This is a genomic window from Rhodovulum sp. YNF3179 (assembly GCF_050586465.1).
In the GTDB taxonomy this organism is placed as follows: domain Bacteria; phylum Pseudomonadota; class Alphaproteobacteria; order Rhodobacterales; family Rhodobacteraceae; genus CAJXYS01.
The window spans coordinates 209,319-233,204 of sequence record NZ_JBOCEG010000005.1 but is presented as its reverse complement, the minus strand read 5'-3'; the positions used below and the strand labels follow the sequence as shown (position 1 = coordinate 233,204).

The 23,886-nt window shown below is 68.2% G+C and carries 21 protein-coding genes; 13 read left to right on the top strand and 8 right to left on the bottom strand.

What is annotated here, in order from left to right:
* Positions 1 to 148: 148 nt before the first annotated feature.
* Positions 149 to 2,875, bottom strand: a complete 2,727-nt coding sequence (gene secA / locus ACQ5SP_RS10985; RefSeq protein WP_430938413.1) for a preprotein translocase subunit SecA — start codon at positions 2,873 to 2,875, stop codon at positions 149 to 151.
* Positions 2,876 to 3,085: 210 nt separating this feature from the next.
* Here secA and ACQ5SP_RS10980 point away from each other — a divergent pair, with 210 nt between their 5' ends.
* The 3 genes from ACQ5SP_RS10980 to mutT are packed head-to-tail and all read left to right on the top strand — an operon-like array spanning position 3,086 to position 5,739.
* Positions 3,086 to 3,940 (top strand): peptidylprolyl isomerase, encoded by an 855-nt coding sequence (locus ACQ5SP_RS10980; RefSeq protein ID WP_430938412.1) that lies wholly within the window; start codon positions 3,086 to 3,088, stop codon positions 3,938 to 3,940.
* Between the two features lie 18 nt (positions 3,941 to 3,958).
* The gene (gene argJ, locus ACQ5SP_RS10975; RefSeq protein ID WP_430938411.1) at positions 3,959 to 5,341 is read left to right on the top strand and encodes a bifunctional glutamate N-acetyltransferase/amino-acid acetyltransferase ArgJ; all 1,383 of its coding nucleotides are present in this window, start codon (positions 3,959 to 3,961) and stop codon (positions 5,339 to 5,341) included.
* Positions 5,338 to 5,739 (top strand): 8-oxo-dGTP diphosphatase MutT, encoded by a 402-nt coding sequence (gene mutT, locus ACQ5SP_RS10970; RefSeq protein WP_430938410.1) that lies wholly within the window; start codon positions 5,338 to 5,340, stop codon positions 5,737 to 5,739. Before argJ ends, mutT begins: the two co-directional genes overlap by 4 nt.
* Positions 5,740 to 5,758: 19 nt before the next feature.
* Here the strand turns inward: mutT and hemH are convergent, their stop codons facing one another.
* Positions 5,759 to 6,817 (bottom strand): ferrochelatase, encoded by a 1,059-nt coding sequence (gene hemH / locus ACQ5SP_RS10965; RefSeq protein ID WP_430938409.1) that lies wholly within the window; start codon positions 6,815 to 6,817, stop codon positions 5,759 to 5,761.
* Positions 6,818 to 6,859: 42 nt separating this feature from the next.
* Entirely contained in the window at positions 6,860 to 7,717 is an 858-nt protein-coding gene (locus tag ACQ5SP_RS10960; RefSeq protein ID WP_430938408.1) for a methyltransferase domain-containing protein, read from the bottom strand.
* A gap of 42 nt (positions 7,718 to 7,759) precedes the next feature.
* On the opposite strand from ACQ5SP_RS10960, the gene ACQ5SP_RS10955 reads away from it, so the two are divergent.
* From ACQ5SP_RS10955 to ACQ5SP_RS10940, 4 genes are read left to right on the top strand one after another with little or no spacing between them, the layout of a single operon-like run.
* On the top strand, positions 7,760 to 8,494 hold the full coding sequence (locus tag ACQ5SP_RS10955) for a double zinc ribbon domain-containing protein (protein WP_430938407.1): 735 nt from the start codon (positions 7,760 to 7,762) through the stop codon (positions 8,492 to 8,494).
* Between the two features lie 33 nt (positions 8,495 to 8,527).
* Positions 8,528 to 8,788 carry a glutaredoxin 3 gene (grxC, locus tag ACQ5SP_RS10950; protein ID WP_430938406.1) on the top strand — a complete coding sequence of 87 codons (261 nt, stop codon included), beginning with the start codon at positions 8,528 to 8,530 and terminating at the stop codon, positions 8,786 to 8,788.
* A 3-nt stretch (positions 8,789 to 8,791) separates the two neighbouring features.
* Positions 8,792 to 9,625 carry a carbon-nitrogen hydrolase family protein gene (locus ACQ5SP_RS10945; protein ID WP_430938405.1) on the top strand — a complete coding sequence of 278 codons (834 nt, stop codon included), beginning with the start codon at positions 8,792 to 8,794 and terminating at the stop codon, positions 9,623 to 9,625.
* A complete protein-coding gene (locus tag ACQ5SP_RS10940; protein WP_430938404.1) occupies positions 9,622 to 10,065 on the top strand; it encodes a MarR family winged helix-turn-helix transcriptional regulator in 444 nt (147 codons plus the stop codon). Before ACQ5SP_RS10945 ends, ACQ5SP_RS10940 begins: the two co-directional genes overlap by 4 nt.
* Positions 10,066 to 10,206: 141 nt before the next feature.
* On the opposite strand, the gene ubiG is transcribed toward ACQ5SP_RS10940, so the two are convergent.
* Positions 10,207 to 10,950, bottom strand: coding sequence for a bifunctional 2-polyprenyl-6-hydroxyphenol methylase/3-demethylubiquinol 3-O-methyltransferase UbiG (gene ubiG, locus ACQ5SP_RS10935; protein WP_430938403.1), 744 nt, complete (start codon positions 10,948 to 10,950; stop codon positions 10,207 to 10,209).
* 62 nt (positions 10,951 to 11,012) lie between these two features.
* Between ubiG and pip the strand changes: the two genes are divergently transcribed.
* From pip to ACQ5SP_RS10910, 5 genes are all read left to right on the top strand, one after another.
* On the top strand, positions 11,013 to 11,996 hold the full coding sequence (gene pip, locus ACQ5SP_RS10930; protein WP_430938402.1) for a prolyl aminopeptidase: 984 nt from the start codon (positions 11,013 to 11,015) through the stop codon (positions 11,994 to 11,996).
* 87 nt (positions 11,997 to 12,083) lie between these two features.
* Positions 12,084 to 13,082 (top strand): ABC transporter permease, encoded by a 999-nt coding sequence (locus ACQ5SP_RS10925; protein WP_430938401.1) that lies wholly within the window; start codon positions 12,084 to 12,086, stop codon positions 13,080 to 13,082.
* The gene (locus ACQ5SP_RS10920; RefSeq protein WP_430938400.1) at positions 13,079 to 14,257 is read left to right on the top strand and encodes an ABC transporter permease; all 1,179 of its coding nucleotides are present in this window, start codon (positions 13,079 to 13,081) and stop codon (positions 14,255 to 14,257) included. Before ACQ5SP_RS10925 ends, ACQ5SP_RS10920 begins: the two co-directional genes overlap by 4 nt.
* A 4-nt stretch (positions 14,258 to 14,261) precedes the next feature.
* Positions 14,262 to 15,914, top strand: coding sequence for an ABC transporter ATP-binding protein (locus tag ACQ5SP_RS10915; protein ID WP_430938399.1), 1,653 nt, complete (start codon positions 14,262 to 14,264; stop codon positions 15,912 to 15,914).
* 85 nt (positions 15,915 to 15,999) lie between these two features.
* Complete coding sequence (locus ACQ5SP_RS10910; protein ID WP_430938398.1) at positions 16,000 to 17,556, top strand: ABC transporter substrate-binding protein; 1,557 nt, start codon at positions 16,000 to 16,002, stop codon at positions 17,554 to 17,556.
* Positions 17,557 to 17,618: 62 nt separating this feature from the next.
* Here the strand turns inward: ACQ5SP_RS10910 and ACQ5SP_RS10905 are convergent, their stop codons facing one another.
* The 4 genes from ACQ5SP_RS10905 to ilvD all read right to left on the bottom strand — a co-directional run bounded on the left by ACQ5SP_RS10905 (position 17,619) and on the right by ilvD (position 22,878).
* Entirely contained in the window at positions 17,619 to 19,652 is a 2,034-nt protein-coding gene (locus tag ACQ5SP_RS10905) for an FAD-dependent oxidoreductase (RefSeq protein WP_430938397.1), read from the bottom strand.
* 77 nt (positions 19,653 to 19,729) lie between these two features.
* Entirely contained in the window at positions 19,730 to 20,389 is a 660-nt protein-coding gene (locus ACQ5SP_RS10900) for a DUF6478 family protein (RefSeq protein WP_430938396.1), read from the bottom strand.
* Positions 20,390 to 20,459: 70 nt separating this feature from the next.
* Positions 20,460 to 21,134: a hypothetical protein gene (locus ACQ5SP_RS10895; RefSeq protein ID WP_430938395.1), complete on the bottom strand. Its 675-nt coding sequence runs from the start codon at positions 21,132 to 21,134 to the stop codon at positions 20,460 to 20,462.
* Entirely contained in the window at positions 21,115 to 22,878 is a 1,764-nt protein-coding gene (ilvD, locus tag ACQ5SP_RS10890; RefSeq protein ID WP_430938394.1) for a dihydroxy-acid dehydratase, read from the bottom strand. Before ilvD ends, ACQ5SP_RS10895 begins: the two co-directional genes overlap by 20 nt.
* Positions 22,879 to 22,994: 116 nt before the next feature.
* Between ilvD and ACQ5SP_RS10885 the strand changes: the two genes are divergently transcribed.
* Positions 22,995 to 23,885, top strand: coding sequence for a lysostaphin resistance A-like protein (locus tag ACQ5SP_RS10885; protein ID WP_430938393.1), 891 nt, complete (start codon positions 22,995 to 22,997; stop codon positions 23,883 to 23,885).
* Position 23,886 lies beyond the last annotated feature (1 nt).

Genomic DNA, 23,886 nt, shown 5'->3' with positions numbered 1-23,886 from the left:
AGGTCTTTTTGTGGTCGCGGTTTCTGAGCGCGCACCGCATATCTGGCCCGGAACGTCCCCCGGAATCAGATATCTTGTGGACCCGGGACCGGCACCCACGAGACCTGTGACACGGTTCCGCCACATTCGGACGGCCCTCCGGCTTCGGTCAGGCCGTGCGCGCGGGATCGGCCAGCCGGCCGTGGCAGTGCTTGAATTTCTTGCCGGACCCGCAGGGACAGGGGGCGTTGCGGCCGGGATTGCCCCAGGTGGAGGGGTCGTTCTCGTCGAAGGCCGGGGTCGCGGCGGCCCCGCCGCCGGCGCCCGTCTCGGGGAGGGGCGGCTGGTCGGCGGCCTTCTGCATGGCCTCCTGCTGGGCCTTCATCTCGGCGATCATCTGTTCCTGCTCTTCGGGCGTCAGCGGGCGGATACGCGACAGCTTCTCCGCCACTTCGACCCGCAGCGAATTCAGAAGCGTCTCGAACAGTTGGAACGCCTCGGTCTTGAACTCGTTCAGGGGATCGCGCTGGGCATAGCCGCGGAAGCCGATGACGGAGCGCAGATGTTCGAGCCGGAGCAGATGCTCGCGCCACTTGCCGTCGATCGACTGCAGCAGGATCGACTTCTCGATCTGGCGCATGTTCTCGGGGCCGAACTGGGCCGCCTTCTGCGCCATGAACGCGTCGGAGGCGCTGTAGAGCCGTTCGCGGACCTGTTCGTCGTCCACGCCTTCCTCGTCGGCCCAGCCGGCCACGTCGACATCGAGGCCGAGCTTTTCCCTCACCGCGGCCGTGAGACCCTCGATATCCCACTGATCGGCATAGCTTTTCGGGGGCATATGCGTGTCGACCAGGTCGTCGATCACCTGGTGGCGCATATCCTGGACGATCTCGGAAAGATCCTCGGCCTCCATGATCTCGCGGCGCTGGCCGAAGATCGCCTTACGCTGATCGTTCATGACGTCGTCGAACTTCAGCAACTGCTTGCGGATGTCGAAGTTGCGCGCCTCGACCTTGGCCTGGGCCTTTTCCAGTGACTTGTTCACCCAGGGGTGGACGATTGCCTCGCCCTCTTTCATCCCGAGGGTGGAGAGCATCTTCTCGAGCCGTTCGGATCCGAAGATCCGCATCAGATCGTCCTCGAGGCTGAGGAAGAAGCTGGACCGTCCCGGATCGCCCTGGCGCCCGGACCGGCCGCGCAGCTGGTTGTCGATCCGGCGGGATTCGTGACGCTCGGTCGCCAGAACGTAGAGGCCGCCGGCCTCGAGCACCTGTTTCTTCTCGTCGGCGTGCTCGGCCTCGATCTGGGCCCGCAGGTCCTCGGGGTCGGCGTCCGGGGTCTCGTCCAGCGCCTCCATGACCTTCATCTCGACATTGCCGCCAAGCTGGATGTCGGTCCCGCGCCCGGCCATGTTGGTCGCGATCGTCACCGCGCCGAGCTTGCCGGCATCGGCCACGATCTTGGCCTCCTGCTCGTGGTGGCGGGCGTTCAGAACGTTGTGCGGCACGCCTTCCTTCTTCAGAAGGCTGGACAGGAATTCCGACTTCTCGATCGATGTCGTGCCGACGAGGACAGGCTGGTTCTTCTCGTGGGCGGCCTTGATCTCTTCGGCGATGGCGTCGAACTTTTCCTTCGCCGTGCGGTAGATCTGGTCGTGTTCGTCCTTCCGGGCGATGGGTTCGTTCGTCGGCACCTGCACCACGCCCAGCCCGTAGATTTCCGCGAATTCCTCGGCCTCGGTCGCGGCGGTGCCGGTCATGCCCGAGAGCTTTTCGTAGAGGCGGAAATAGTTCTGGAAGGTCACGCTGGCGAGGGTGACGTTCTCGGGCTGGATGCTGGCGCCTTCCTTGGCCTCGATGGCCTGGTGCAGCCCGTCGCTCAGGCGCCGCCCGGGCATCATGCGGCCGGTGAATTCGTCGATCAGCACGACCTCGTCGCCGCGGACGATGTAATCCTTGTCGCGGCTGAAGAGCTTGTGGGCCTTCAGCGCCTGGGTGACGTGGTGCACCAGCGTCGTGGATTCCGGGTCGTAGAGCGACTGGTCCTCGGGCAGCAGGCCCTCTTCGCGCAGGCGCGCCTCGATGAACTCGTTGCCTTCGTCGGTAAAGGTGACGTTGCGGCTTTTCTCGTCGAGGGTGAAATGCTCGTCGGTGATCTCGGGGATGAAGCCGTCGATCGCGGTGTAGAGATCGCTGCGGTCCTGGCTGGGGCCGGAGATGATGAGCGGCGTCCGGGCCTCGTCGATCAGGATCGAGTCCACCTCGTCGACGATGGCGAAATAATGCCCGCGCTGGGCCATGTCCTTCAGCTCGGACTTCATGTTGTCGCGCAGGTAGTCGAAGCCGAGCTCGTTGTTCGTCGCGTAGGTGATGTCGGCCTGGTAGGCGGCCTTTTTCTCGGCGTCGTCCTGGAACGGCACCACCACGCCCGTCGTCATGCCGAGCGCGCCGTAGACCTTGCCCATCCATTCCGCGTCGCGGCGGGCGAGGTAGTCGTTGACCGTCACGATATGCACGCCCCGGCCGGTCAGCGCGTTCAGGTAGGCCGGGAAGGTCGCGACCAGCGTCTTGCCTTCGCCCGTCTTCATCTCGGAAATGTTGCCCTGGTGCAGGAAGATCCCGCCCATCAGCTGCACGTCGAACGCCCGCAGGCCTAGGGCCCGCTTGGCGGCTTCGCGGCAGTTGGCGAAGGCCTCGGGCAGCAGCGCCTCGAGCGACTCGCCATCGCCGTGGCGCTTGCGCAGCTCTTCGGTCTTGGACTTCAGCTCGTCGTCAGAGAACTTCTCGTAATCCGCTTCGAGCGCGTTGATCTTCTCGACGATCGGGCGGGTGGACTTGATCTTCCGGTCGTTCGGCGTGCCGAAGACCTTTTTCGCCATTGTTCCAAGACCCAGCATGTCTGCCTTTCTCTCCGCCCTGACGGCTTCGTGTACCGGACCCGGTTGTCCCCGCTTTCCGCTATACATACAAGGTGCGGTGAGAGGCTGGTCCCGGACCGTGCGACCGTGATCGCATGTAAGGGGCCTCGGAATGGGTGTCAACGGACCGCGCCGGTCAGGACGCCCGTGCGACAGGGTCCGCACGCGGCCCGGAGAGGAGGAATTCCCATGGCAAGACTGTCGAAACTGGTTGCGGGCGCCGCGCTGGCCGCCGGCCTGGCGGCATCGGCTGCGACGGCGCAGGAGACGCCGGCGCCGGGCACCGTGCTGGCGACGGTGAACGGAACCGAGATCACGCTCGGTCACCTGGTCGCCCTGCGCGAACGTCTGCCCGAGCAGTACCAGAACCTGCCCGACGAGGTTCTGTTCAACGGCATGCTGGACCAGCTTGTGCAGCAGACCGTGCTCCAGCAGGAGATCGAGGGCGACCTGAACGCCAAGCAGGAACGCGCCTTCGAGAACGAGCGCCGCGCCTTCCTCGCCAGCGAGATGATCCAGCGCCTGAGCGGACAGGAAGTGTCCGAGGCCGAGATCGAGGAAGCCTACCGGGCCCGCTATGCCGACGCGGCGGCGGGCACGGAATACAACGCCTCTCACATTCTCGTGGAGACCGAGGACGAAGCGCGGGAAATCCTGGGCCTGCTCGAGGATGGCGGCGATTTCGCCGCGCTGGCGCAGGAGCGGTCCACCGGCCCGTCGGGGCCGCGCGGCGGCGAGCTGGGCTGGTTTTCCGAGGGCATGATGGTCGCGCCCTTCGAGGAAGCGGTGCTCGAGATGGAAACCGGCGCCGTGGCCGGCCCGGTCCAGACCCAGTTCGGCTGGCATGTCATCAAGCTGAACGACACCCGGCAGAAGGAAGCCCCGGCCCTCGAAGAGGTGCGGGCCGACATCCTCGGGGAGTTGCAGGGCCAGAAGCTGGACCAGGCCGTGACCGCCCTGACGGAGGCCGCCGAGATCGAGCGCGCCGACGTGGATATTGATCCCTCGGTCATCCGCGATGTAACGGTGTTCGATCAGGAGTAAGGCGCGAAAGGGCGTGGCATGGCCGCCAAGACCGGGAAGAGCGGGACCGCGAAGACGAAGATCAAGGATCTGAAGGCGGAAATCCGCAAGCTGAAGCGCAAGGCCGCCAAGCTGCGCAAGAAACTGAAGGCCGGCGCCGCCCCCGCGGCGCCGGACGTGTCGCCGCTGGCACCCGCCGGCGGCTTTCCCCCGCTGCCCTCGATCGCGGGGGTCGCGCTTTCGGCCACCGCGGCCGGCGTGCGCTATGCCGACCGGACCGACGTGATGCTGGCGCGTCTCGCGCCGGGCACGTCGATGGCCGGCGTCTTCACCAAATCGGCGACCCGATCGGCGGCCGTGCTGGACTGCGAGGCCAAGATCGCCGGCCTGGCCGGGAAGGGTGCAGGCAAGGGCGGCTTCGCGATCCTCGTCAATTCCGGCAACTCCAACGCCTTCACCGGCGCGGCCGGCGCGGCGGCGGTTCAGGCGGTGACCTCGGGCGCGGCCAAGGCGCTGGACGTGCCGGTGCGCCACGTCTTCACGGCCTCCACCGGCGTGATCGGCGAACCGCTGCCGGTCGAGAAGGTCACCGGCGCCATCGCCGATCTGAAGGCCGGGCTCGGCGCGGGCGGGCTGGAAGACGCCGCGCGCGCGATCATGACGACCGACACCTACCCGAAGGGCGCGTCGGCCGAGCTCGAGATCGGCGGCGCGCCGATCCGTATCGCCGGGATCGCCAAGGGCTCGGGCATGATCGCGCCCGATATGGCGACCATGCTGGTCTTCATCTTCACCGATGCGAAGATCGAACAGCCGGTCCTGCAATCTATGCTGTCCAACCTGACCGGTCCCACCTTCAACGCGATCACCGTGGACGGCGATACCTCCACCTCGGACACGCTGCTTCTGGCGGCCACGGGCAAGGCCGACATGGCGCCGATCACTTCGGCACGGTCGGCGGCGGGCCGCGCCTTTGCCGCCGCACTCCGCGGGGTGATGGAGGATCTCGCCAAGCAGGTCGTCCGCGACGGCGAGGGCGCGACGAAATTCATCGAGGTGGCCGTGACCGGGGCGACCAGCCCCACCGCGGCGCGCAAGGTCGCGCTGGCCATCGCGAACTCGCCGCTGGTGAAGACCGCGGCGGCGGGCGAGGATCCGAACTGGGGCCGGATCGTCATGGCCGTGGGCAAATCCGGTGCGCCGGTCGACCGCGACGCGCTGACGATCCGCCTGGGCGACATCCTCGTGGCCGAGAAGGGCTGGGTCGCCGAGAGTTACCGCGAGGCGGACGGCGCGGCCTACATGCAGCGCGACGAGATCCGGATCGGCGTCGACCTGGGGCTCGGCAAGGCGGGCTACACCGCCTGGACCTGCGATCTCACCCACCAGTACATCGCCATCAACGCCGATTACCGCTCATGAAGAAAACCGTTCTGGTCTCGGCCGTCGCGCTGATCGACGCAGACGGCCGCGTGCTGCTGACCCAGCGTCCCGCGGGAAAATCCATGGCCGGGCTCTGGGAATTCCCGGGCGGCAAGGTGGAACCCGGCGAAACCCCCGAGGCCGCGCTGATCCGCGAACTGGAGGAAGAGCTTGGCATCAACACCTGGGAAAGCTGCCTGGCGCCGCTGACCTTCGCCAGCCACGGCTATGACGACTTCCACCTGCTGATGCCGCTCTTCGCCTGCCGGAAATGGCAGGGCACGCCGCACGCGCGCGAGGACCAGGCGATGGCCTGGGTGCGCAAGCAGGCGCTGCGCGACTACCCGATGCCGCCGGCGGACATCCCCCTGATCCCGATCCTGCGCGACTGGCTCTGAGCCGCCCGCGCGCGCCGGTTCAGTCGAGCCAGCCCTTCAGGTTGTCCTCGATCACGGTCGAGAGCACGTCGATATGCGCCGCGTCGGCGTTGAGGCAGGGAATATAGGTGAAGCTTTCGCCGCCCGCTTCCTCGAAGCTCTCCTTGATCTCCTCGTTGATCTCCTCAAGCGTCTCGACGCAGTCCGACGAGAAGGCCGGCGCGATCACGGCGATCTTCTTCTTGCCGCTCTCGGCAAGCCGGGCGACTTCCTCGACGGTGTAGGGCTTCAGCCATTCCTCGGGTCCGAAGCGCGACTGGAAGGTGGTGACGATCTCGCCGTCTTCCCAGCCGAGCCGTTCCTTCAGCAGGCGCGAGGTCTTCTGGCACTGGCAGTGATAGGGGTCGCCTTCGAGCAGGTAGCGCTTCGGCACGCCGTGATAGGAGGTCACCAGGACGTCCGGCCGCTCGTCCAGGTCGCCATAGGCCGTTTCCACCGACCGCGCGAGCGCGTCGATGTATTGCGGATGCTCGAAATAGGGCGCAACGGTGCGCGCGGCCGGCTGCCACTTGGCCTTCATCAGGGACCGGAAGAACTGGTCGTTCGCCGTGGCGCTCGTGGCGCCGGCATAATGCGGGTAGAGCGGGAAGAAGAGGATGCGGTCGCAGCCCTTCTCGATCAGGGCGTTGACCCTGGACTCGGTCGAGGGGTTGCCGTAGCGCATGCAGAAATCGACGATGACGTCGTCGCCATAGCGCTGCTTCATGCGCTCCGTGATCTTCGCCGTCTGCTCCTTGGTGATGGTCATCAGCGGGCTTTCATCCGCCTCGGTGTTCCAGATGCCGCGATAGGCCTCGCCCGAGGAGAACGGCCGCTTGGTCAGGATGACCAGCTGCAGAAGCGGCTGCCAGATCCAGGGCGAATAGTCGATGACCCGGCGGTCCGACAGGAACTCGTTCAGGTAACGGCGCATCGACCAGTAATCGGTCGCGTCCGGGGTGCCGAGATTGGCGATCAGGACGCCGGTTTTCCCGAACCGGACCGCGGGATGGTCGGCGGGGGCGTGGGGCAGGGGGGTCGGCGGCGTCATGTCGTTCATGTCTCGTCCTCGCGGGCCTGTGGCATCCGGCGTTGTCCTAGCTCATGACCCGTCACGGTCAAGACGCCGCGGAGTCGCGGTCGGATCGTATTCCTCGGTGCCGAGCGCATCCGCCAGGCGGGCCGTGGCGGAGCCCGGCCGCTGGGGTTTCTGCTGCGACTCGTGCGGCGCCCAGCCGGTCAGCCAGACGGTTTCGAACGTGGCGGGGACGCGCCCGTCGGCCCCGGCGTGATGCGCGGCATAGATGCGCGCGGCCTCGGTGAAAAGGGCGCGGCGGGCCGGTGCGCGGTGGCGCTGGGCCAGCGCGTTGGTCTCGCCCATGGCGCGCAGATCGCGCATCAGGTGAAAGGCGCTTTCATAGCGCACGGTCAGCGGGGCCGAGTCGGCGACGGGCAGCGCGAACCCGGCCCGCTGCAACAGCGCGCCCAGGTCGCGGATCTCGCCCATCGGCAGCACGCGGGGGCTGAGCCCGCCGGTCAGGCGCGATTCGGCCTCGGCCAGCGCGGCGCGCAGTTCCGCCAGCGTCTGGCCGCCGAAAAGCATGGCCATGAACAGCCCGTCCGCCTGCAGCGCCCGGCGGCACTGCACGAGCTGGCCGACCGGGTCGTCGGCCCAGTGGAGCGCCAGCGCATGCACGACGAGATCGTGCCGCCCCGGCTGCAGGTCCAGCGTCTCGGCATCCGGAACGACGGTCGCGCCCGGCAGAACCCCGGCCCAGGCTTCGGGGAAGCCCGTGACGATGGCGGGCGCGCTAAACGACCTTTTAACCTCGGCCAGTCTTTCATGCAGTTCGGAGGCCGCTCGATCGTGCAGGAAGAGTGCAGAGTTCGGGTCGCGCCGGGCCCGGGCGCGGAAACGCGCCAGCGCGGTGCGGTCTGTCAGGCGTGTCGGTGTCTGCATCGGGCGGTCTCCACCAAGATGGGCGCAACCTAGGACCTTCGCGTGAGATTGCAATCCGCCCTCCGTTTGCTCTACCCGCCGCAATGCCTCGGCTGTGCCGCCCCGGTCGAGACGGAGTTCGGCCTCTGCGGGACCTGCTGGCGGGACATGGCCTTCCTGTCGGGTGCGGGGTGCGACATGTGCGGCCAGCCGCTGGCCGCCGCGGCCGGGCCGGACGAGGATCCGGCCAGCCTCCATTGCGACGACTGTCTCGCGGCGCCCCGGCCCTGGGCGCGCGGGCGCGCGGCCCTGCGCTACGAGGGCACGGCGCGCCGGCTCGTTCTCGGGCTGAAGCACGGCGACCGGACCGATCTCGCGCGCCCGGCCGGGGCATGGATGGCAAGGGCGGCCGCGCCGCTGCTGTCGCCCGACACGCTGATCGTGCCGGTCCCGCTGCACTGGCGGCGGCTCTTCGCGCGGCGCTACAACCAGGCGGCGCTGCTTGCCGTCGCGCTTGGGCGCGAGACGGGCTGTGCCGTCTGCCCGGACTTGCTGGTGCGGTCACGGCCGACGCCGATGCTGGACGGGCTGGGCCGCGACGCGCGTCACGCGGCGCTTTCAGGCTGCCTGCGGCCGCATCCGCGCCACGGGGCGCAGGCGGAAGGGCGGCCCGTCCTGCTGGTCGATGACGTGATGACAAGCGGGGCCACGCTGGCCGCGGCGGCCGAGGCCGTGCTGGCCGCCGGCGGGGCGCGCGTCGATGTCGCGGTTCTGGCGCGCGTTGCGAAGGTTACCTAAATCCCTATAGTCCCCCGAGGAAAGGGTAACCGGATGTCACAGGTCGAGATTTACACGACCCGCTTCTGCGGGTTCTGCATCGCCGCCAAGCGGCTTCTGAAAAAGAAGGGCGTCGGCTTCGCCGAGATCGACGTCGGCCGCGATCCCGAGCGGCGCGCCGAGATGGTGAAACGCGCGGGTGGCGGTTACACCGTGCCGCAGATCTTCATCGACGGCGCCCATGTGGGCGGCTGCGACGAGCTTTACGCGCTGGAACGTGCCGGCAAGCTCGACCCGATGCTGAAGGCGGGCTGACCCATGCGCGCCGGTCTCGTCCAGCTCACGGCCTCGGATCTGCCGGACGAGAACCTGCCGGTGACGGAGGCGCGGGTGCGCGAGGCCGCGGCCGCCGGTGCCGAGCTGGTGCTGACGCCCGAGGTGACGAACATCGTCTCCACGAGCCGAACCCATCAGCGGGCCCATCTTCACCATGAAGCGGACGATCCGACGCTGGCCCGGCTCCGCACCGTCGCGGCGGAGCTGGAGGTCTGGCTGCTGATCGGGTCGCTGGCGCTGCGGACCGATGACCCCGAGGGCCGGTTTGCGAATCGCAGCCTTCTCGTGACACCCGGGGGAGAGATCGCGGCGCGCTACGACAAGATCCACATGTTCGACGTGGACATCTCCGAGACCGAGTCCTACCGGGAATCGAGCGGTTTCCGCCCCGGCGACCGTATGGTTCTGGCCGAAACGCCCTGGGGCGGGCTGGGGATGACCGTCTGCTACGACATGCGTTTTCCACATCTCTACCGCGATCTCGCCAAGGCCGGCGCCCGCATCCTGTCGGTGCCCGCGGCCTTCTCGCCGGTGACGGGTGCGGCGCATTGGGAAACGCTGTTGCGGGCCCGCGCCATCGAGACCGGCTGTTTCGTCCTGGCCCCGGCGCAGACCGGGCAGCACGCGGCCAGCCGCGGCAAGGCCCGGGAAACCCATGGGCACAGCCTGGCGGTGGGGCCCTGGGGCGAGGTGCTGGCCGATGGCGGCACGGCGCCCGACGTGACCCTCGTCGATCTCGACATGGACGCGGTGGACCGGGCGCGCCGGCGCGTGCCCGCGATCGGCCATGACCGGCCCTATGATGGCGCGCCATGAGTGAACCGAACGATCCCCTGGCCGTCGCGCTTTTCGGCGAGATCTTCATGGCCGACCAGCTGGCGCGCAACCGGATCTCGCGGGCGCTGCCCAAGGGGATGGAACTCAGCCATTTCTCGGTGCTGAACCACCTCGCCCGGCTCAACGCCGAACGCACCCCGGCGCAGCTGGCGCGCAGCTTTCACCTGACCCGCGGGGCGATGACCAACACGCTGCACAAGCTCGAGGTGGCCGGATACGTCCATATCCGGCCCGACTGGGACGACGCGCGCCGCAAGCTCGTCTCGATCAGCCCGGCCGGGCGGTCGGCCCGCGACGCGGCGATCGCGGCCATCGGCCCGATCCTGCACGACGTGGTGCGCGCGATCGGCGCCGAGAAGGTGCGCGCGGCGCTGCCGGTGCTGCGCGAGCTGCGCAACCGGCTGGAAGACGACGGCTGAGGCGGGAACCCTGCGGAGGCGCCTCCGGCGCCGCGCCTTTCCTCACCCCGCACCCGCTGCGCGGCCGCGGGGCCCGTTCTTTCTGCCGGGAAAGGCCGGGCAGGGCCCGGCCGATGCCGAGCTTGGGCGGCCGAGCTGCGGTCAGGCGCGCTTCACGCTGGCGGTCACGTAGTTCACCGACAGGTCGCGGGCGGAGAGGCCCCAGGACCAGCTGACCGGGTTGAAGACGAACCCCTTGCGGTCGACAGGCTCCAGACCGGCCTCGCGCAGGAGCGCATAAAGCTCGTCGGGGGTGATGAACTTGGACCATTCATGCGTGCCTTTCGGCAGCCAGCGCATGACGTATTCCGCCCCCACAATGGCCATGGCGAAGCTCTTGGCATTGCGGTTGATGGTCGAGCAGACCATCAGCCCGCCGGGGTTCAGCAGCTGCTGGCAGGCCGTGAGATAGGAGAGCGGGTCGGCCACGTGTTCGACCACTTCCATGTTGAGCACGACGTCGAAGGTCTCGCCCGCGGCGGCCAGGGCCTCGGCGCTGGTGTGGCGGTAGTCGATCTCGAGCCCCGCCTGTCGCGCGTGAAGCTCGGCCACGGGAATGTTGCGCGCGGCCGCGTCCGCGCCGACCACCGCCGCGCCGAGGCGCGCCATCGGTTCGGACAGCAGCCCGCCGCCGCAGCCGATATCCAGCAGCCGGAGCCCGGCGAAGGGCGCCTCTGCGGTCGGGTCGCGGTCGAATTCGGCGGCGATCTGGCCGACGATGTAGTCGAGGCGGCAGGGGTTGAGCATGTGCAGCGGCTTGAACTTGCCGTTCGGGTCCCACCACTCGGCCGCCATGGCCTCGAACTTGGCGACTTCGGCGGGATCGATCGTGCTGGCGGACTGCATGGACATCTCCAACGCGAGTTGCAAAGGTGGCTGGTGGCGTCCCCGCTCTATATAGGCCGTTCATGGAAAAGTCCGTAAGCAAAATGCGCACAGTGCCGACCCTCTACCGGCAGGTGGCCCCCTTCGACCAGCGCGTGCTGGACGTGGGTGACGGACACCGCGTCTATGTCGAGCAATGCGGCAATCCCACCGGGATCCCGGTGGTCGTGCTGCATGGCGGGCCGGGCGGCGGCTGCAGCCCGGCGATGCGGCGCTACTTCGATCCGGCGAGCTATCGCGTGGTGCTCTTCGACCAGCGGGGCTGTGGCCGCTCGCGGCCCCATGCCAGCGTCGAGGCGAACACGACCTGGCATCTCGTCGCCGATATCGAACGCATCCGCGAGACGCTCGGGATCGACCGCTGGGCGGTTTTCGGCGGGTCCTGGGGGGCCACGCTGGCGCTGATCTACGCGCAGACCCATCCGGAGCGCGCCACGGCGCTGATCCTGCGGGGCGTCTTCCTGATGACCCGGGCCGAGCTTGACTGGTTCTACGGCGGCGGCGCCGCGCTCTTCTGGCCCGAGGAATGGGACAAGTTCCTCGCGCCCCTGCCCGAGGCCGAGCGCGACGCGCCCATCGCCGCCTATCACGCGCGGCTTTTCGGGGACGACATGGCCGAGCAGACGCGCTGCGCGCGCGCCTGGGTCGCCTGGGAAAACGCGCTGGCCGCGCTCGAACAGGACCGCCACCCGGGCGAGAGCCCGGCCGATTACGCGCGCGCCTTCGCGCGGCTCGAGAACCACTATTTCCACAATGCCGGCTTCCTGGAACGGGACGGCCAGATCCTGGCGAACATGGATCGGATCGCCCATATTCCCGGGGTCGTCGTGCAGGGCCGCTACGACATGATCTGCCCGCCGGCCTCTGCGCGGAAGCTGTCCCGGCGCTGGCCGAAATCCGACCTGCGCATGGTGCCCACCGCCGGACACGCCCTGTCCGAGCCGGGGATCAGCGGCGAGCTCTTGCGGGTGATGGATCGCATGCGGGTAAGCCTTTCGGCCGGGTAAAGCGGCCCCGACCCTCTTGGCTGTTTGACATGTCGTTTTCAGCCGTTAACGTGTCTGAAAACGACACAAACAACCGGGGGAGCACGGGTGCAATCCGTAGCCCGTATCATCGCGCAGCGCCTGGGACTCGGTCTGGTCACGCTGTTCTTCGTCTCAGTCATCATCTTCGCCGCGGTGAACATGCTGCCGGGCGACTTCGCGCAGGCCATTCTCGGGCAGGGGGCGACGCCGGAAGCGGTGGAGGCCATCCGCCGCGATCTCGGTCTCGATAAGCCGCCGATCACGCGGTATTTCGACTGGCTGGGCGGGGTGCTGCAGGGCGATTTCGGCACCAGCTTCGCCGCCGCGAACTTCCGCAGTTTCACCGGGGCGGAAACCGGAAGCGGGCTTGGCAGCGTGGCGGCACAGGTCGCGCCGCGCTTCGAGAACACCCTTTTCCTGGCCGGGGTGACGGCCGCCATCGCGGTGCCGTTCTCGCTGATCCTGGGGGTTCTGGCGGCGCTCTTCCGCAACTCGATCTTCGACCGCGCGGCCAATATCGGGACGCTGACCTCGATCTCGAGCCCGGAATTCTTCCTCGCCTATATCCTGATCCTGTTCCTCGCGGTGCTGAACCCGATGCTGCCGTCGCTGTCGAACATCTACGCGGACATGTCCTTCGGCGAACGGCTGGAGCGCACGCTGCTGCCGGCGCTGACCCTGACCCTGGTGGTCACGGCGCACATGATGCGGATGACGCGGGCCGCGATCATCAACCTGCTCGCCAGCCCCTATATCGAGATGGCGCGGCTCAAGGGCATTTCGCCGCTGCGGGTGATCGTCAAGCACGCGCTGCCCAACGCGCTGGCGCCGATCATCAACGTCATCGCGCTGAACCTCGCCTACCTGATCACCGGGGTGGTCGTGGTCGAGGTGGTCTTCGTCTATCCCGGCATCGGGCAGCTCTTCGTCGATAGCGTGAAGATCCGCGACATTCCCGTGGTGCAGGCCTGCTGCCTGATCTTCGCGGCCGCCTATATCCTGCTGAACCTGCTGGCCGACATCCTGTCGATCCTGTCCAACCCGCGGCTGAGGCATCCGAAATGAGCGTCTGGCTCCATATCGCGCTCTGGGCCGCGATCCTTTTCGGGGGCGCCTGGGTCTTTCGCTGGGCCGGCCAGCAGCTGCCGCACCCGCGCACCCGCCCCTATTTCCGCGACATGAGTTACGCGGTCGCCTTCGGCTTCCTGCTCGCGGCGGCGGCGCTTTACTGGACGGTGCAGCTCTACTTCGTCGACCGGGTCGTCTTCTTCCGCTGGGCCGTGCAGGGCTTCCTGTTCTTCGCGGCGGCGGGCTGGGCTTTCCGGCTGCTCGGGCGGCATGTCGGCACACCGGGCACCCGCAAGCTGTTCCGCAAGATGCCGCTGACGGCGGCGTTCGGTATCCTCGTGATCCTGGTCTATGCCGTGGTGGCGATCTTCGCCGACGTGCTGGCGCCCTTCGGCCAGGAACAGGTCTTCGAGCGGGTCAACGTCCTGCCGGGCGGCAATCCCGAGACCGGTGGCGATCCGCGGTTCCTGCTCGGCACGGACCAGATCGGCCGGGACCTGCTGAGCCGGCTGATCTACGGCGCGCAGAACACCGTCGGCATCGCCTTCGTCACCACCTGCCTGGCGTTCCTGCTTGGGGCCAGTCTCGGCTTTCTCGCGGCGACGCTCGGGGGCTGGCTCGACCAGCTGCTCAGCCGCGGCGTGGACGTGCTGATGGCGATCCCGTCGCTGATCTTCGCGCTCTTGCTGATGACCATCGCGTCGGCCTGGGCCGGGTCCGAGAAATGGCTGCTGACGGTCTACATGATCGTCATCATCGCGGTGCTCGATTCCACCCGTGTGTTCCGGCTGTCCCGGGCGGTGGGCGCGAATATCGTGGTGATGGACTATATCGAGGCGGCGAAGCTTCGGGGCGAGACGCTGACCTACCTGATCTTCCGCGAGATCCTGCCGAACGCCTATGCGCCGCTGCTGGCGGAATTCGGGCTGCGCTTCTGCTTCGTCTTCCTGACCATCGCCGCGCTGTCGTTCCTCGGCGTCGGGATCCAGCCGCCGCTGGCGGACTGGGGCACGATGGTGCGCGATCTCAGCCAGTTCATCAATTTTGCCGGCGTCAGCCCGCTGACCGCGGCCCTGCCGCTGATGGCGGCCGGCGCGATCGCGCTCTTGACCGTGGCGGTGAATTTCGTCGTGGACTGGATGCTGTATCAGTCCTCGGGCCTGAAGGATTGAGGCGATGAGCACACGTGACCTTCTCGTCCAGATCCGCGACCTGCATATCGAGGGGCGCAGCGACGAGACATGGACGCCGATCATCAAGGGCGTGGATCTCGACCTGCGCAAGGGCGAGGTGCTGGGCCTGATCGGCGAGTCGGGCGCCGGCAAGTCCACGCTGGGCCTGGCCGCGATGGGCTTCACCCGCGACGGGGTGCGGATCTCGGGCGGGTCGGTGGCCTTCGACGGGATCGAGCTGCTCCAGGCCTCGGCCTCGGCCAAGCGGCACCTCCTGGGCAAGCGCATCGCCTATGTCGCCCAGTCGGCCGCGGCCAGCTTCAACCCCGCGCACCGGCTGATCGATCAGCATACCGAGGCGCCGGTGCAGCACGGGGTGATGTCGAAGGCCGAGTCCGAGAAGGACGCGGTGCGGCTTTACGAGCAGCTGCGCCTGCCCAATCCCGAGGAGATCGGCTTCCGCTACCCGCACCAGGTCTCTGGCGGGCAGCTCCAGCGGGCGATGACGGCGATGGCGATGTCCTGCCGGCCCGACCTGATCATTTTCGACGAGCCGACGACGGCGCTGGACGTGACCACCCAGATCGAGGTGCTGGCCGCGATCCGCGACATCGTCGACCAGTACGACACGGCGGCGATCTACATCACGCACGACCTGGCGGTGGTCGCGCAGATGGCGGACCGCATCAAGGTGCTGCTGCGCGGCGACGAGGTCGAGGAGGCCGAGACGCGCCGGATGCTCTCGCATCCGAGCGAGGACTACACCAAGTCCCTCTGGGCGGTGCGCAGCTTCAAGCGGCCCGAGAAGCCGGCGCCGGAAACCGATGCCGTGCCGGTGGTCAGCGTGCGCGGGGTCAGCGCGGCCTACGGTACCCAACCCGTGCTGCACGACGTCAGTTTCGACATCCACCGCGGCCGCACCGTGGCGGTGGTGGGCGAATCCGGGTCGGGCAAGTCGACCATGGCGCGCTGCATCACGGGGCTGCTGCCACCCTTCGAGGGGGTGATCGAGTTCGACGGCGAGGCGCTGCCGCTCGATTACCGAAAACGGTCCAAGATGCAGCTCCGCCAGGCCCAGATGATCTACCAGATGGCCGACACGGCGCTGAACCCGCGCAAGACCATCGCCGAGATCATCGGCCGCCCGGTCGAGTTCTACATGGGGCTCCGGGGCCGCGACAAGCGCCGCCGGGTGGACGATCTTCTGGAGCAGATCGAGCTTGACCCGGCAGAGTTCCGCGACCGCCTGCCCTCGGAGCTGTCCGGCGGGCAGAAGCAGCGCGTGGGCATCGCCCGGGCGCTTGCGGCGGAGCCGAGCTTCATCATCTGCGACGAGGTGACGAGCGCGCTCGACCAGCTCGTGGCCGAGGGTATCCTGAAGCTGCTGGCGCGGCTGCAGGACGAGCTTGGGCTCAGCTACATGTTCATCACCCATGATCTCGCCACCGTGCGGGCCATTGCCGACGAGGTGGTGGTGATGAAGAATGGCGAAGTGGTCGAGCAGGGAGTGAAGCGAGACATGTTCAAGCCACCGCACCATCCCTACACGGACCTGCTGCTCAGTTCCGTGCCCGAGATGGATCCGGACTGGCTGACGAACCTGCTGCGCGAGCGCGGCGTCGAGAACATCGGGGATGCCGCCTCCGAAAAAATATGAGCGATAACGGGATGAGGGACATCCCGGAACCGACCCGGGCACGATCCCGGGACACCAAAATCCGAAGACCCAACAGGAGATGACCATGCCAATCGACTTTTCGAGACGAGGCGTACTCAAGGCCGGTGCCGCCGCCGGCGTCCTGGCCGCAAGTGGACTGCCCGTGCGCGCACAGGCCAAACGTGGGGGCCGGCTTCGCGTGGGCCTGTCTGGAGCCAACAGCTCGGACAGCTGGGACGGGCGCACCCATTCCGACATCTTCATGCAGGCATCGGGCCACGGCGCCGTTTTCGACAATCTGACCGAAGTCGCGGCCGACGGCTCCCTTGTCGGCGAACTCGCCGAGAGCTGGGAGGCGACGCCGGACGCCAAGGTCTGGACCTTCAACCTGCGCCGGGGCGTGACGTTCCACAACGGCAAGGCGTTCGGTGCCGACGATGTGATCGAGTCGATGCAACTCCATGTCGCCGAGGGATCGAAATCGGCGGCCAAGCCCATCATTGCGGCCGTCCAGGAGATGAAGAAGCTCGGGGACTACCAGGTTCAGTTCACGCTGGATTCCGGAAATGCAGATTTCGCGTATCTGATGTCCGATTACCATCTTCTGATCTATCCTGCAGGTCAGATCGAGGAGGCCATCGCCAACGGGATCGGCACCGGTCTCTATCGTGCGCAAACCTTCGAGCCGGGTGTCCGAATGGTCGCGACGCGCGTCGACGGTCATTACAAGGATGGCGAAGCCGGCTGGTTCGACGAGCTCGAATTCATCGCGATCAATGACAATACCGCACGGATGAATGCGCTTCTGACCGGTCAGGTCGACGCGATCAGTCGAGTTGATTTCAAGACGGAGTCACTTCTGCGCGCGAGCCCGACGGTCCAGATCCAGGAAGTGACGGGTAATCAGCACTTTACCTTTCCCATGCTCACCAACGTTGCGCCATTCGACGACGTCAATGTGCGCAAGGCGCTGAAATACGCGATTAACCGCCAGGAGATGGTGGACAAGATCCTGCTGGGTCACGGCCGGGTCGCGAATGACACGCCGATCGGTCCGGCAAACCAGTATTTCGCAGATGACCTGGAACAGCTGAGCTACGATCCCGACCGCGCCAAGTTCCATCTCAAGGAGGCCGGGCTCGACAGCCTTGACATCGATCTCTCGGCTTCCGAGGCGGCGTTCCAGGGGGCCGTGGACGCGGCCCAGCTTTATCAGGCATCGGCGAAGGCCGCCGGCATAAACATCAACGTGGTGCAGGAGCCTGCCGACGGCTACTGGTCGAATGTCTGGCTGAAGAAGCCCTGGTGCGCCTGCTACTGGTCTGGGCGGGCCACCGAGGACTGGATGTTCTCGTCGGCCTACGAGGAAGGCGTGCCGTGGAACGACACGCAATGGGGGCGCGAAGACAGCGACCGGTTCCAGAATCTTCTGCTCGAGGCGCGGGCCGAACTCGATAGCGCCAAGCGACGCGAGATGTACACCGAGATGCAGCAGATCCTGCGCGATGACGGTGGCGTCGTGATCCCGATGTTCGCCAACTGGGTCCAGGCTGTGAACAACAAGGTTCAGACCCCCGAGACGATCGGCAATCTCTGGCAGATGGACAACGCCAGAATGGCCGAGCGCTGGTGGTTCGCCTGATCCGCGCGCGATACCCGTGACAGGAAGCGGCCCGCCTTGTGCGGGCCGTTTTCGTTCGCCGCCTAGAGCGTCGCGGCCAGCCGCGCGCCCTGGTCGATGGCCCGCTTGGCGTCAAGCTCCGCGGCGACGTCGGCGCCGCCGATCACATGCGCGGTCACGCCGCGCGCGGCCAGGTCGTCGGCGAGGCCGCGCTCCGGCTCCTGCCCGGCGCAGAGCACGACGGTGTCCGCCGGGATCAGGCGCGGGTCGCCGCGCTCCGCGCCGAAGGAGACGTGAACCCCGTCGGCGTCGATCCGCTCGTAATTGACGCCGCCGATCATCTCGACGCCTTTCATCCTGAGCGCCGCGCGATGGATCCATCCCGTGGTCTTGCCGAGCCGCCGGCCCGGTTTCTCCGCCTTGCGCTGCAAGAGCACGACCTGCCGGGTCGCGGGCGCCGGGCGGGGGCCTTCCGGCGCCAGGCCGCCGCGGGTCTCCGAAGGATCCCCGACGCCCCATTCCCGCCGCCACTCCGCCGGGTGGACGGTGGGGCTGTCCCCGCCCGTGACGAGGAATTCCGCCACGTCGAACCCGATACCGCCCGCGCCCACGATGGCGACCCGATCGCCGACCGGGGCGCCGCCCTTCAGCACGTCGACATAGCTGAGCACGTTGGGGCCGTCCTGTCCGGGGATGCCCGGGTCGCGGGGCATCACCCCGGTGGCGACGATCACCGCGTCGAAGCCGGTCAGGTCGTCGGCCCCCGGCGCGGTGCCGAGCCGCGTGTCGATCCCGGCGCGGTCCACCATGGTTCTGAACCAGGCGACGAAGCCGTCGAATTCCTCCTTGCCGGGGATCAGGCGGGCCATGTTCAGCTGACCGCCGAGCGTGTCGGCCTTGTCGAAGAGCGTCACGCGGTGCCCGCGCTCGGCGGCCACCAGCGCCGCCATCAGCCCGGCCGGCCCCGCGCCGACCACGGCCACGGTCCGGGGTGCCGGCGCCGGGCTGTAGGCGAGTTCCGTTTCGTGGCAGGCGCGCGGATTGACCAGGCAGGTGGAGATCTTCCCCGAAAAGGTATGGTCGAGACAGGCCTGGTTGCAGGCGATGCAGGGGGCAATCTCGTCGGCCCGCCCGGCCGCGGCCTTGGCCACGAAATCCGGATCGGCCAGGAACGGGCGGGCCATCGACACCATGTCGGCACAGCCGTCGGCCAGCAGGCCCTCGGCGATCTCGGGGGTATTGATCCGGTTCGAGGTAATGACGGGGATGTCCACCTCTCCCATCAGCTTCTTCGTCACCCAGGCGAAACCGGCGCGCGGCACGCTGGTGGCGATGGTGGGCACGCGGGCCTCGTGCCAGCCGATCCCGGTATTGATGATGCTGGCGCCGGCTCTCTCCACCGCCTGCGCCAGGGTCACGACCTCGTCCCAGGTGGAGCCGTCGGGCACCAGGTCGATCATCGAAAGCCGGTAGATCAGGATGAAGTCGTCGCCCACCGCGGCGCGTACCCGGCGCACCACCTCGAGCGGCAGGCGCATGCGATTCTCGTAGGATCCGCCCCAGCGGTCGCGGCGCTTGTTTGTGTGGGTGACGAGGAACTGGTTGAGGAAATAGCCCTCGGATCCCATGACCTCGACGCCGTCATAGCCTGCCTCGCGGGCCCGCGCCGCCGCGGTGGCGATATCCGCGATCTGTTTCTCGATACCGTCCTCGTCCAGCGCCGTCGGGCGGAAGGGCGAGATCGGCGACTTGAGCGGGCTCGGGGCGACGCAGTCCGGGCCGTAGGCGTAGCGCCCGGCATGGAGGATCTGCATCGCGATGCGGCCCCCGGCGTCGTGGACACGGTCGGTGACCGCGCGGTGATTGGCGATGTCCCCGGCGGTATAGAGCCCGGCCGCACCGGGAAAGACGCCGCCTTCGGGATTCGGCGCCATGCCCCCGGTGACCATCAGCGCCACGCCCCCGCGCGCCCGTGCGGCGTAGAATTCCGCCACGCGGCCCCAGTCCCTGGTCTCTTCGAGGCCGGTATGCATCGAGCCCATGAGAACCCGGTTGCGAAGGGTCACGTGGCCGAGATCCAGAGGCGAGAGAAGATGCGGATAGGGCGCGTCGGTCATGGGGCTCCTCCGGGGCAGATCGGCGCCAGCATGACGGCGCGGGGCCGCCCTGTCACGCGCAACGCGGCGTCAGCCGATCAGAGCGCGGCGCGGCGCTGCCGCGACAGGAGGAGATCACCGATCAGGACGCGCCCGGTGCCGAGATCGTTGAAGATCAGGTCGAGCCAGATCCGTTCCACCCGCACCGGGCTGAAATCCATGCAGGCCAGGTCGAAGGTCACGGCGAGCGACCCGCGGGCGGTCGGAACATGGCGGATCGCCTCGACGCGGTCCGGCCCGTTCTGAACGTTGAGCCGCGCGTAGATCTGCGCGGCCGCATCGCCGGCTATCTCGACGTCGCAGCGGAGAAGCTGGTCGCGCGCGATCGCCCGGTGGCCGGCCCCCGGCAGCGTGATCGCTAGCGATAGGAACGACCCGCGGAAGCCGGTGGCCGCGATCCCGACCCCGTGGGGGGGCGGGCCCTGCCCGGCCGCCTGGTCGAGGACGAGCGCGGCGCTGTCCCCGTCGTGAAACAGAACCATGTCCGCCGCGACCGATGTGCCACTGGCGGGCGCGGCCGGGGCCGCCAGCCGGGTGCGCCAGGCCTCCGGACGCCATCCCCAGAGGCTGCCGGGCGGAACCGGCAGCCCGTCGCAATCGGCCGGGGCGGCGTGCTGGGCCTGCAACCGCCGCGCCCTGCGGCGCGTGGCGTAGCGGGCCCAGAGGTGGGCGCGGCCCGGGGTCATACGCGCCGGCATGGAACAGGTTTCGCAGGTTTTGGACGATCGGACATGGGTAAACTCGTACGCGGGGAACCTTACTCTTGGCCTAAACCGGGGCTGCGGGGCGGGGCCCCGTGGCGGCCGCCGCCTCCGGGGCATTGGCCGCGCGAATGCGGGCGGCGAAAGCGCGCAGGGCGGCCAGGCTCTGGGCCCGTGACAGCGGCGCCGCGTCGAAACCGATGGCGGACACCGCGACGATCCGCCCCGCGAGATCGAAATAGGCCCGCCAGTAATCGGGCGACATGCCGGGCGCGAAGCCGGGGCTGGCATCGCGGGCGTGAATGTAGAACACGGCTTCGTTCTGGAAGGTCTCCAGCACCTCGACCGTGGCGGGGTCGCCCGTGCGGCTGAGCGCCCGGCGCCCGGCGGTCGACCGGAAATAGCCGTCCAGCGCGTCGATGGATCCGGCAATGGTGGCCGCGCCCGCGCCCCCCGACACCGTGGCCGTCAGCACCGCGCGCAGATCGGGCTGGGGCAAGTCGGCCCGCCCCGCGATGGTGGCGCAGTTCCCGAAGAGCGTGAAGCCGCTCTCCGCCGTCTCGCGGGTGGCGCCCGGGTCGATGCAGAAGCCCCCGGGCCCGGCCACGGTGACGGCGTTGCCGCCGACCGTCAGCGTGGTGCTGTCCCGGGCGGTGGCGAAGGGGCCGCCCGGCACGCACGCGGCCAGCCCGAGACAGAGGAGGAGCGTCGGCAGGCGTCGCTCAGAGATCCATGTAGACATGGGTCTCCGCGTCGGCGCCGGGATGGGTGACGGCGCCCTTGTAGGTCGGGCCCACCAGCTTGGCGAATTTCCATACCGCGCCGGAGGCGTAGTTGGTCTCACGCGGGCCGGCCCAGGCCGCGCGCCGCTCGGCCAGTTCCGCGTCCGACAGGTCGACCGACAGCGCGCCGCTGACCGCGTCGATCGTGATCATGTCGCCATTCTTCAGCAGCGCGATGGGCCCGCCCTGCGCCGCCTCGGGGCCGACATGGCCGACGCAGAAACCGCGCGTCGCGCCGGAAAAGCGCCCATCGGTGATCAGCGCCACCTTCTTGCCCATGCCCTGGCCGGACAGCGCGGCGGTGGTCGCCAGCATCTCGCGCATGCCGGGGCCGCCGGCGGGGCCCTCGTTGCGGATGACGATCACCTCGCCTTCCTCGTATTCGCGCGCCTTCACGGCGGCGAAGGCGTCTTCCTCGCTCTCGAAGACGCGGGCCGCGCCGGTGAAGACCTGGTTCTCCGCGGCGATGCCCGCGACCTTAACGATGGCGCCCTCGGGGGCGAGATTGCCCTTCAGGCCGACGACGCCGCCGGTCTTGGTGAGCGGGGTCTCGATCGGGTAGATCACGCGGCCATCGGCCTCGCGGTCGATCTTGTCGAGTTCCTCGCCGATGGAGTTGCCGCTCGCGGTGATGCAATCCTCGTGGATCAGCCCGGCCTTGCGCAGCTCCTTCATCACCACGGGGATCCCGCCCGCGTCGAAGAGATCCTTGGCGACGAACTGGCCGCCCGGCTTGAGATCGACGAAGTAGGGCGTGTCGCGGAAGATCTCGCAGACATCGTCGAGGTAGAACTCGATCCCCGCCTCGTGGGCGATGGCCGGCAGGTGCAGGCCGGCATTGGTCGAGCCGCCGGTGCAGGCCACGACGCGGGCGGCGTTCTCGAGCGATTGGCGGGTCACCACGTCGCGGGCGCGGATGTTCTTTTCCAGCAGCTCCATGACCGCGGCGCCGGAGGCCTCGGCATACTGGTCGCGGGACTCGTAGGGTGCCGGCATGCCCGAGCTGTTCATCAGCGCAAGGCCGATCGCCTCGGACACGCAGGCCATGGTGTTGGCGGTGAACTGGCCGCCGCAGGCCCCGGCGGACGGGCAGGCGACCCGCTCCAGCGCGTCGAGCGCCTTGTCCGACAGCTCGTTGTTCTGGTGCCGGCCGACGGCCTCGAACATGTCCTGCACGGTCAGGTCGCGGGTGCGGAAATCTTCCGGGATCTCGTCGATCTGGGGTGCCTTGCCCGGCAGGATCGAGCCGCCATAGATGAAGACCGACGGCACGTTCAGACGGACCATGGCCATCATCATCCCCGGCAGGGACTTGTCGCAGCCGGCGAGGCCCACCAGCGCGTCGTAGCAATGCCCGCGCATCGTCAGCTCCACCGTGTCGGCGATGGCCTCGCGCGAGGCCAGCGAGGAGCGCATGCCCTCGTGGCCCATGGCGATCCCGTCGGTCACGGTGATCGTCGTGAACTCGCGCGGCGTGCCGTCGGCCGCGCGGACGCCCAGCTTGACGGCCTGCGCCTGGCGGCTCAGCGCGATGTTGCAGGGCGCGGCCTCGTTCCAGCAGGTGGCCACGCCCACGAAGGGCTGCGCGATCTCTTCTTCCGATAGCCCCATCGCGTAGTAATAGGACCGGTGCGGCGCCCGCTGCGGGCCCTCGGTCACGTGTCGGCTGGGCAGTCTGGACTTGTCGAAACGGCGCTTGAGCATGGCGGCCTCCCTTGTCGTCGGTCGCCTTCCGGAATAGGCGAGCGGAGGGTTCAGCACAAGCGCGTTTGCCGCGGCAGGGGCGCGGGCTAGCCTCTTGTGCAGAGAGGGAGACGCCGATGTCGCGATTCTGGACCGATGCCTTTTCCGAGATGGTGGCGCCCGCCCGCCATCGCCCCGCGCTCTGGCGGCTGATCCTCGGCATCGTGCTGGCGGTCTTCGTCTACGCGCTCTTCGTCGCGGGCGAGGTGATCGCCGCGCGGCTGATCGGCGGGCCCGGCGCGATCCCGTGGATCGTCGAGGGCTTTCGCGGCACGGGCAGCGCGGCGCAGACGGCGCTCTTGCTAGCGTCGTTCGGGGGCATGGCGCTCGGCGCCGTGGTGGCGGCGCGCGTGCTGCACAAGCGCCCGGCCAGAACGCTCTTCGGGACGGATGCAGGGCTGTTCTGGCGCGACTTCTTCCGGTGTTTCGGGGCGGTGACGGTGCTCATCGGCGGCTCCGGGATGCTTTACCTCGTGTTCGGAAACCCGGTGCCCAACCAGCCGCTCGACCGCTGGCTGGTCTGGATCCTGCCGGCGCTGGGGCTGGTGCTGCTGCAGATCGGTGCCGAGGAGATGTTCTTCCGCGGCTATCTGCAGACCCAGCTGGCCGCGCGGTTCCGCGCGCCTTTCTTCTGGTTCTTTCTGCCCGCGCTTCTGTTCGGCATCGCGCATTACAACGGCGAGGGGGGCGTGGCCTGGGTTCTGGTCGTGGCGGCGACGGTGTTCGGCCTGATCGCCGCCGATCTGACGACCCGGACCGGCAGTATCGGCGCGGCGATGGGATTCCACATGGCCAACAACGTGCTGGCGCTGCTCATCGTTTCGGTAGACGGCACGATCACCGGTCTCAGCCTCTACGTCACGGGCTTCTCGGCCGACGAGATCGACTTCACGCGGCCGATCTACCTGTTCGACGCGGCGGTGATGATCCTCGCCTGGCTGGCCTGCCGCCGCCTCGTCCGCCGCTGAT

What these genes read in the sequence shown, in the direction of transcription:
- secA (WP_430938413.1), bottom strand. Translation starts at nt 2,875, where the DNA reads ATGCTGGGTCTTGGAACAATGGCGAAAAAGGTCTTCGGCACGCCGAAC.
- ACQ5SP_RS10980 (WP_430938412.1), top strand. Translation starts at nt 3,086, where the DNA reads ATGGCAAGACTGTCGAAACTGGTTGCGGGCGCCGCGCTGGCCGCCGGC.
- argJ (WP_430938411.1), top strand. Translation starts at nt 3,959, where the DNA reads ATGGCCGCCAAGACCGGGAAGAGCGGGACCGCGAAGACGAAGATCAAG.
- mutT (WP_430938410.1), top strand. Translation starts at nt 5,338, where the DNA reads ATGAAGAAAACCGTTCTGGTCTCGGCCGTCGCGCTGATCGACGCAGAC.
- hemH (WP_430938409.1), bottom strand. Translation starts at nt 6,817, where the DNA reads ATGAACGACATGACGCCGCCGACCCCCCTGCCCCACGCCCCCGCCGAC.
- ACQ5SP_RS10960 (WP_430938408.1), bottom strand. Translation starts at nt 7,717, where the DNA reads ATGCAGACACCGACACGCCTGACAGACCGCACCGCGCTGGCGCGTTTC.
- grxC (WP_430938406.1), top strand. Translation starts at nt 8,528, where the DNA reads ATGTCACAGGTCGAGATTTACACGACCCGCTTCTGCGGGTTCTGCATC.
- ACQ5SP_RS10945 (WP_430938405.1), top strand. Translation starts at nt 8,792, where the DNA reads ATGCGCGCCGGTCTCGTCCAGCTCACGGCCTCGGATCTGCCGGACGAG.
- ACQ5SP_RS10940 (WP_430938404.1), top strand. Translation starts at nt 9,622, where the DNA reads ATGAGTGAACCGAACGATCCCCTGGCCGTCGCGCTTTTCGGCGAGATC.
- ubiG (WP_430938403.1), bottom strand. Translation starts at nt 10,950, where the DNA reads ATGCAGTCCGCCAGCACGATCGATCCCGCCGAAGTCGCCAAGTTCGAG.
- pip (WP_430938402.1), top strand. Translation starts at nt 11,013, where the DNA reads ATGGAAAAGTCCGTAAGCAAAATGCGCACAGTGCCGACCCTCTACCGG.
- ACQ5SP_RS10920 (WP_430938400.1), top strand. Translation starts at nt 13,079, where the DNA reads ATGAGCGTCTGGCTCCATATCGCGCTCTGGGCCGCGATCCTTTTCGGG.
- ACQ5SP_RS10915 (WP_430938399.1), top strand. Translation starts at nt 14,262, where the DNA reads ATGAGCACACGTGACCTTCTCGTCCAGATCCGCGACCTGCATATCGAG.
- ACQ5SP_RS10910 (WP_430938398.1), top strand. Translation starts at nt 16,000, where the DNA reads ATGCCAATCGACTTTTCGAGACGAGGCGTACTCAAGGCCGGTGCCGCC.
- ACQ5SP_RS10905 (WP_430938397.1), bottom strand. Translation starts at nt 19,652, where the DNA reads ATGACCGACGCGCCCTATCCGCATCTTCTCTCGCCTCTGGATCTCGGC.
- ACQ5SP_RS10900 (WP_430938396.1), bottom strand. Translation starts at nt 20,389, where the DNA reads ATGCCGGCGCGTATGACCCCGGGCCGCGCCCACCTCTGGGCCCGCTAC.
- ACQ5SP_RS10895 (WP_430938395.1), bottom strand. Translation starts at nt 21,134, where the DNA reads ATGTCTACATGGATCTCTGAGCGACGCCTGCCGACGCTCCTCCTCTGT.
- ilvD (WP_430938394.1), bottom strand. Translation starts at nt 22,878, where the DNA reads ATGCTCAAGCGCCGTTTCGACAAGTCCAGACTGCCCAGCCGACACGTG.
- ACQ5SP_RS10885 (WP_430938393.1), top strand. Translation starts at nt 22,995, where the DNA reads ATGTCGCGATTCTGGACCGATGCCTTTTCCGAGATGGTGGCGCCCGCC.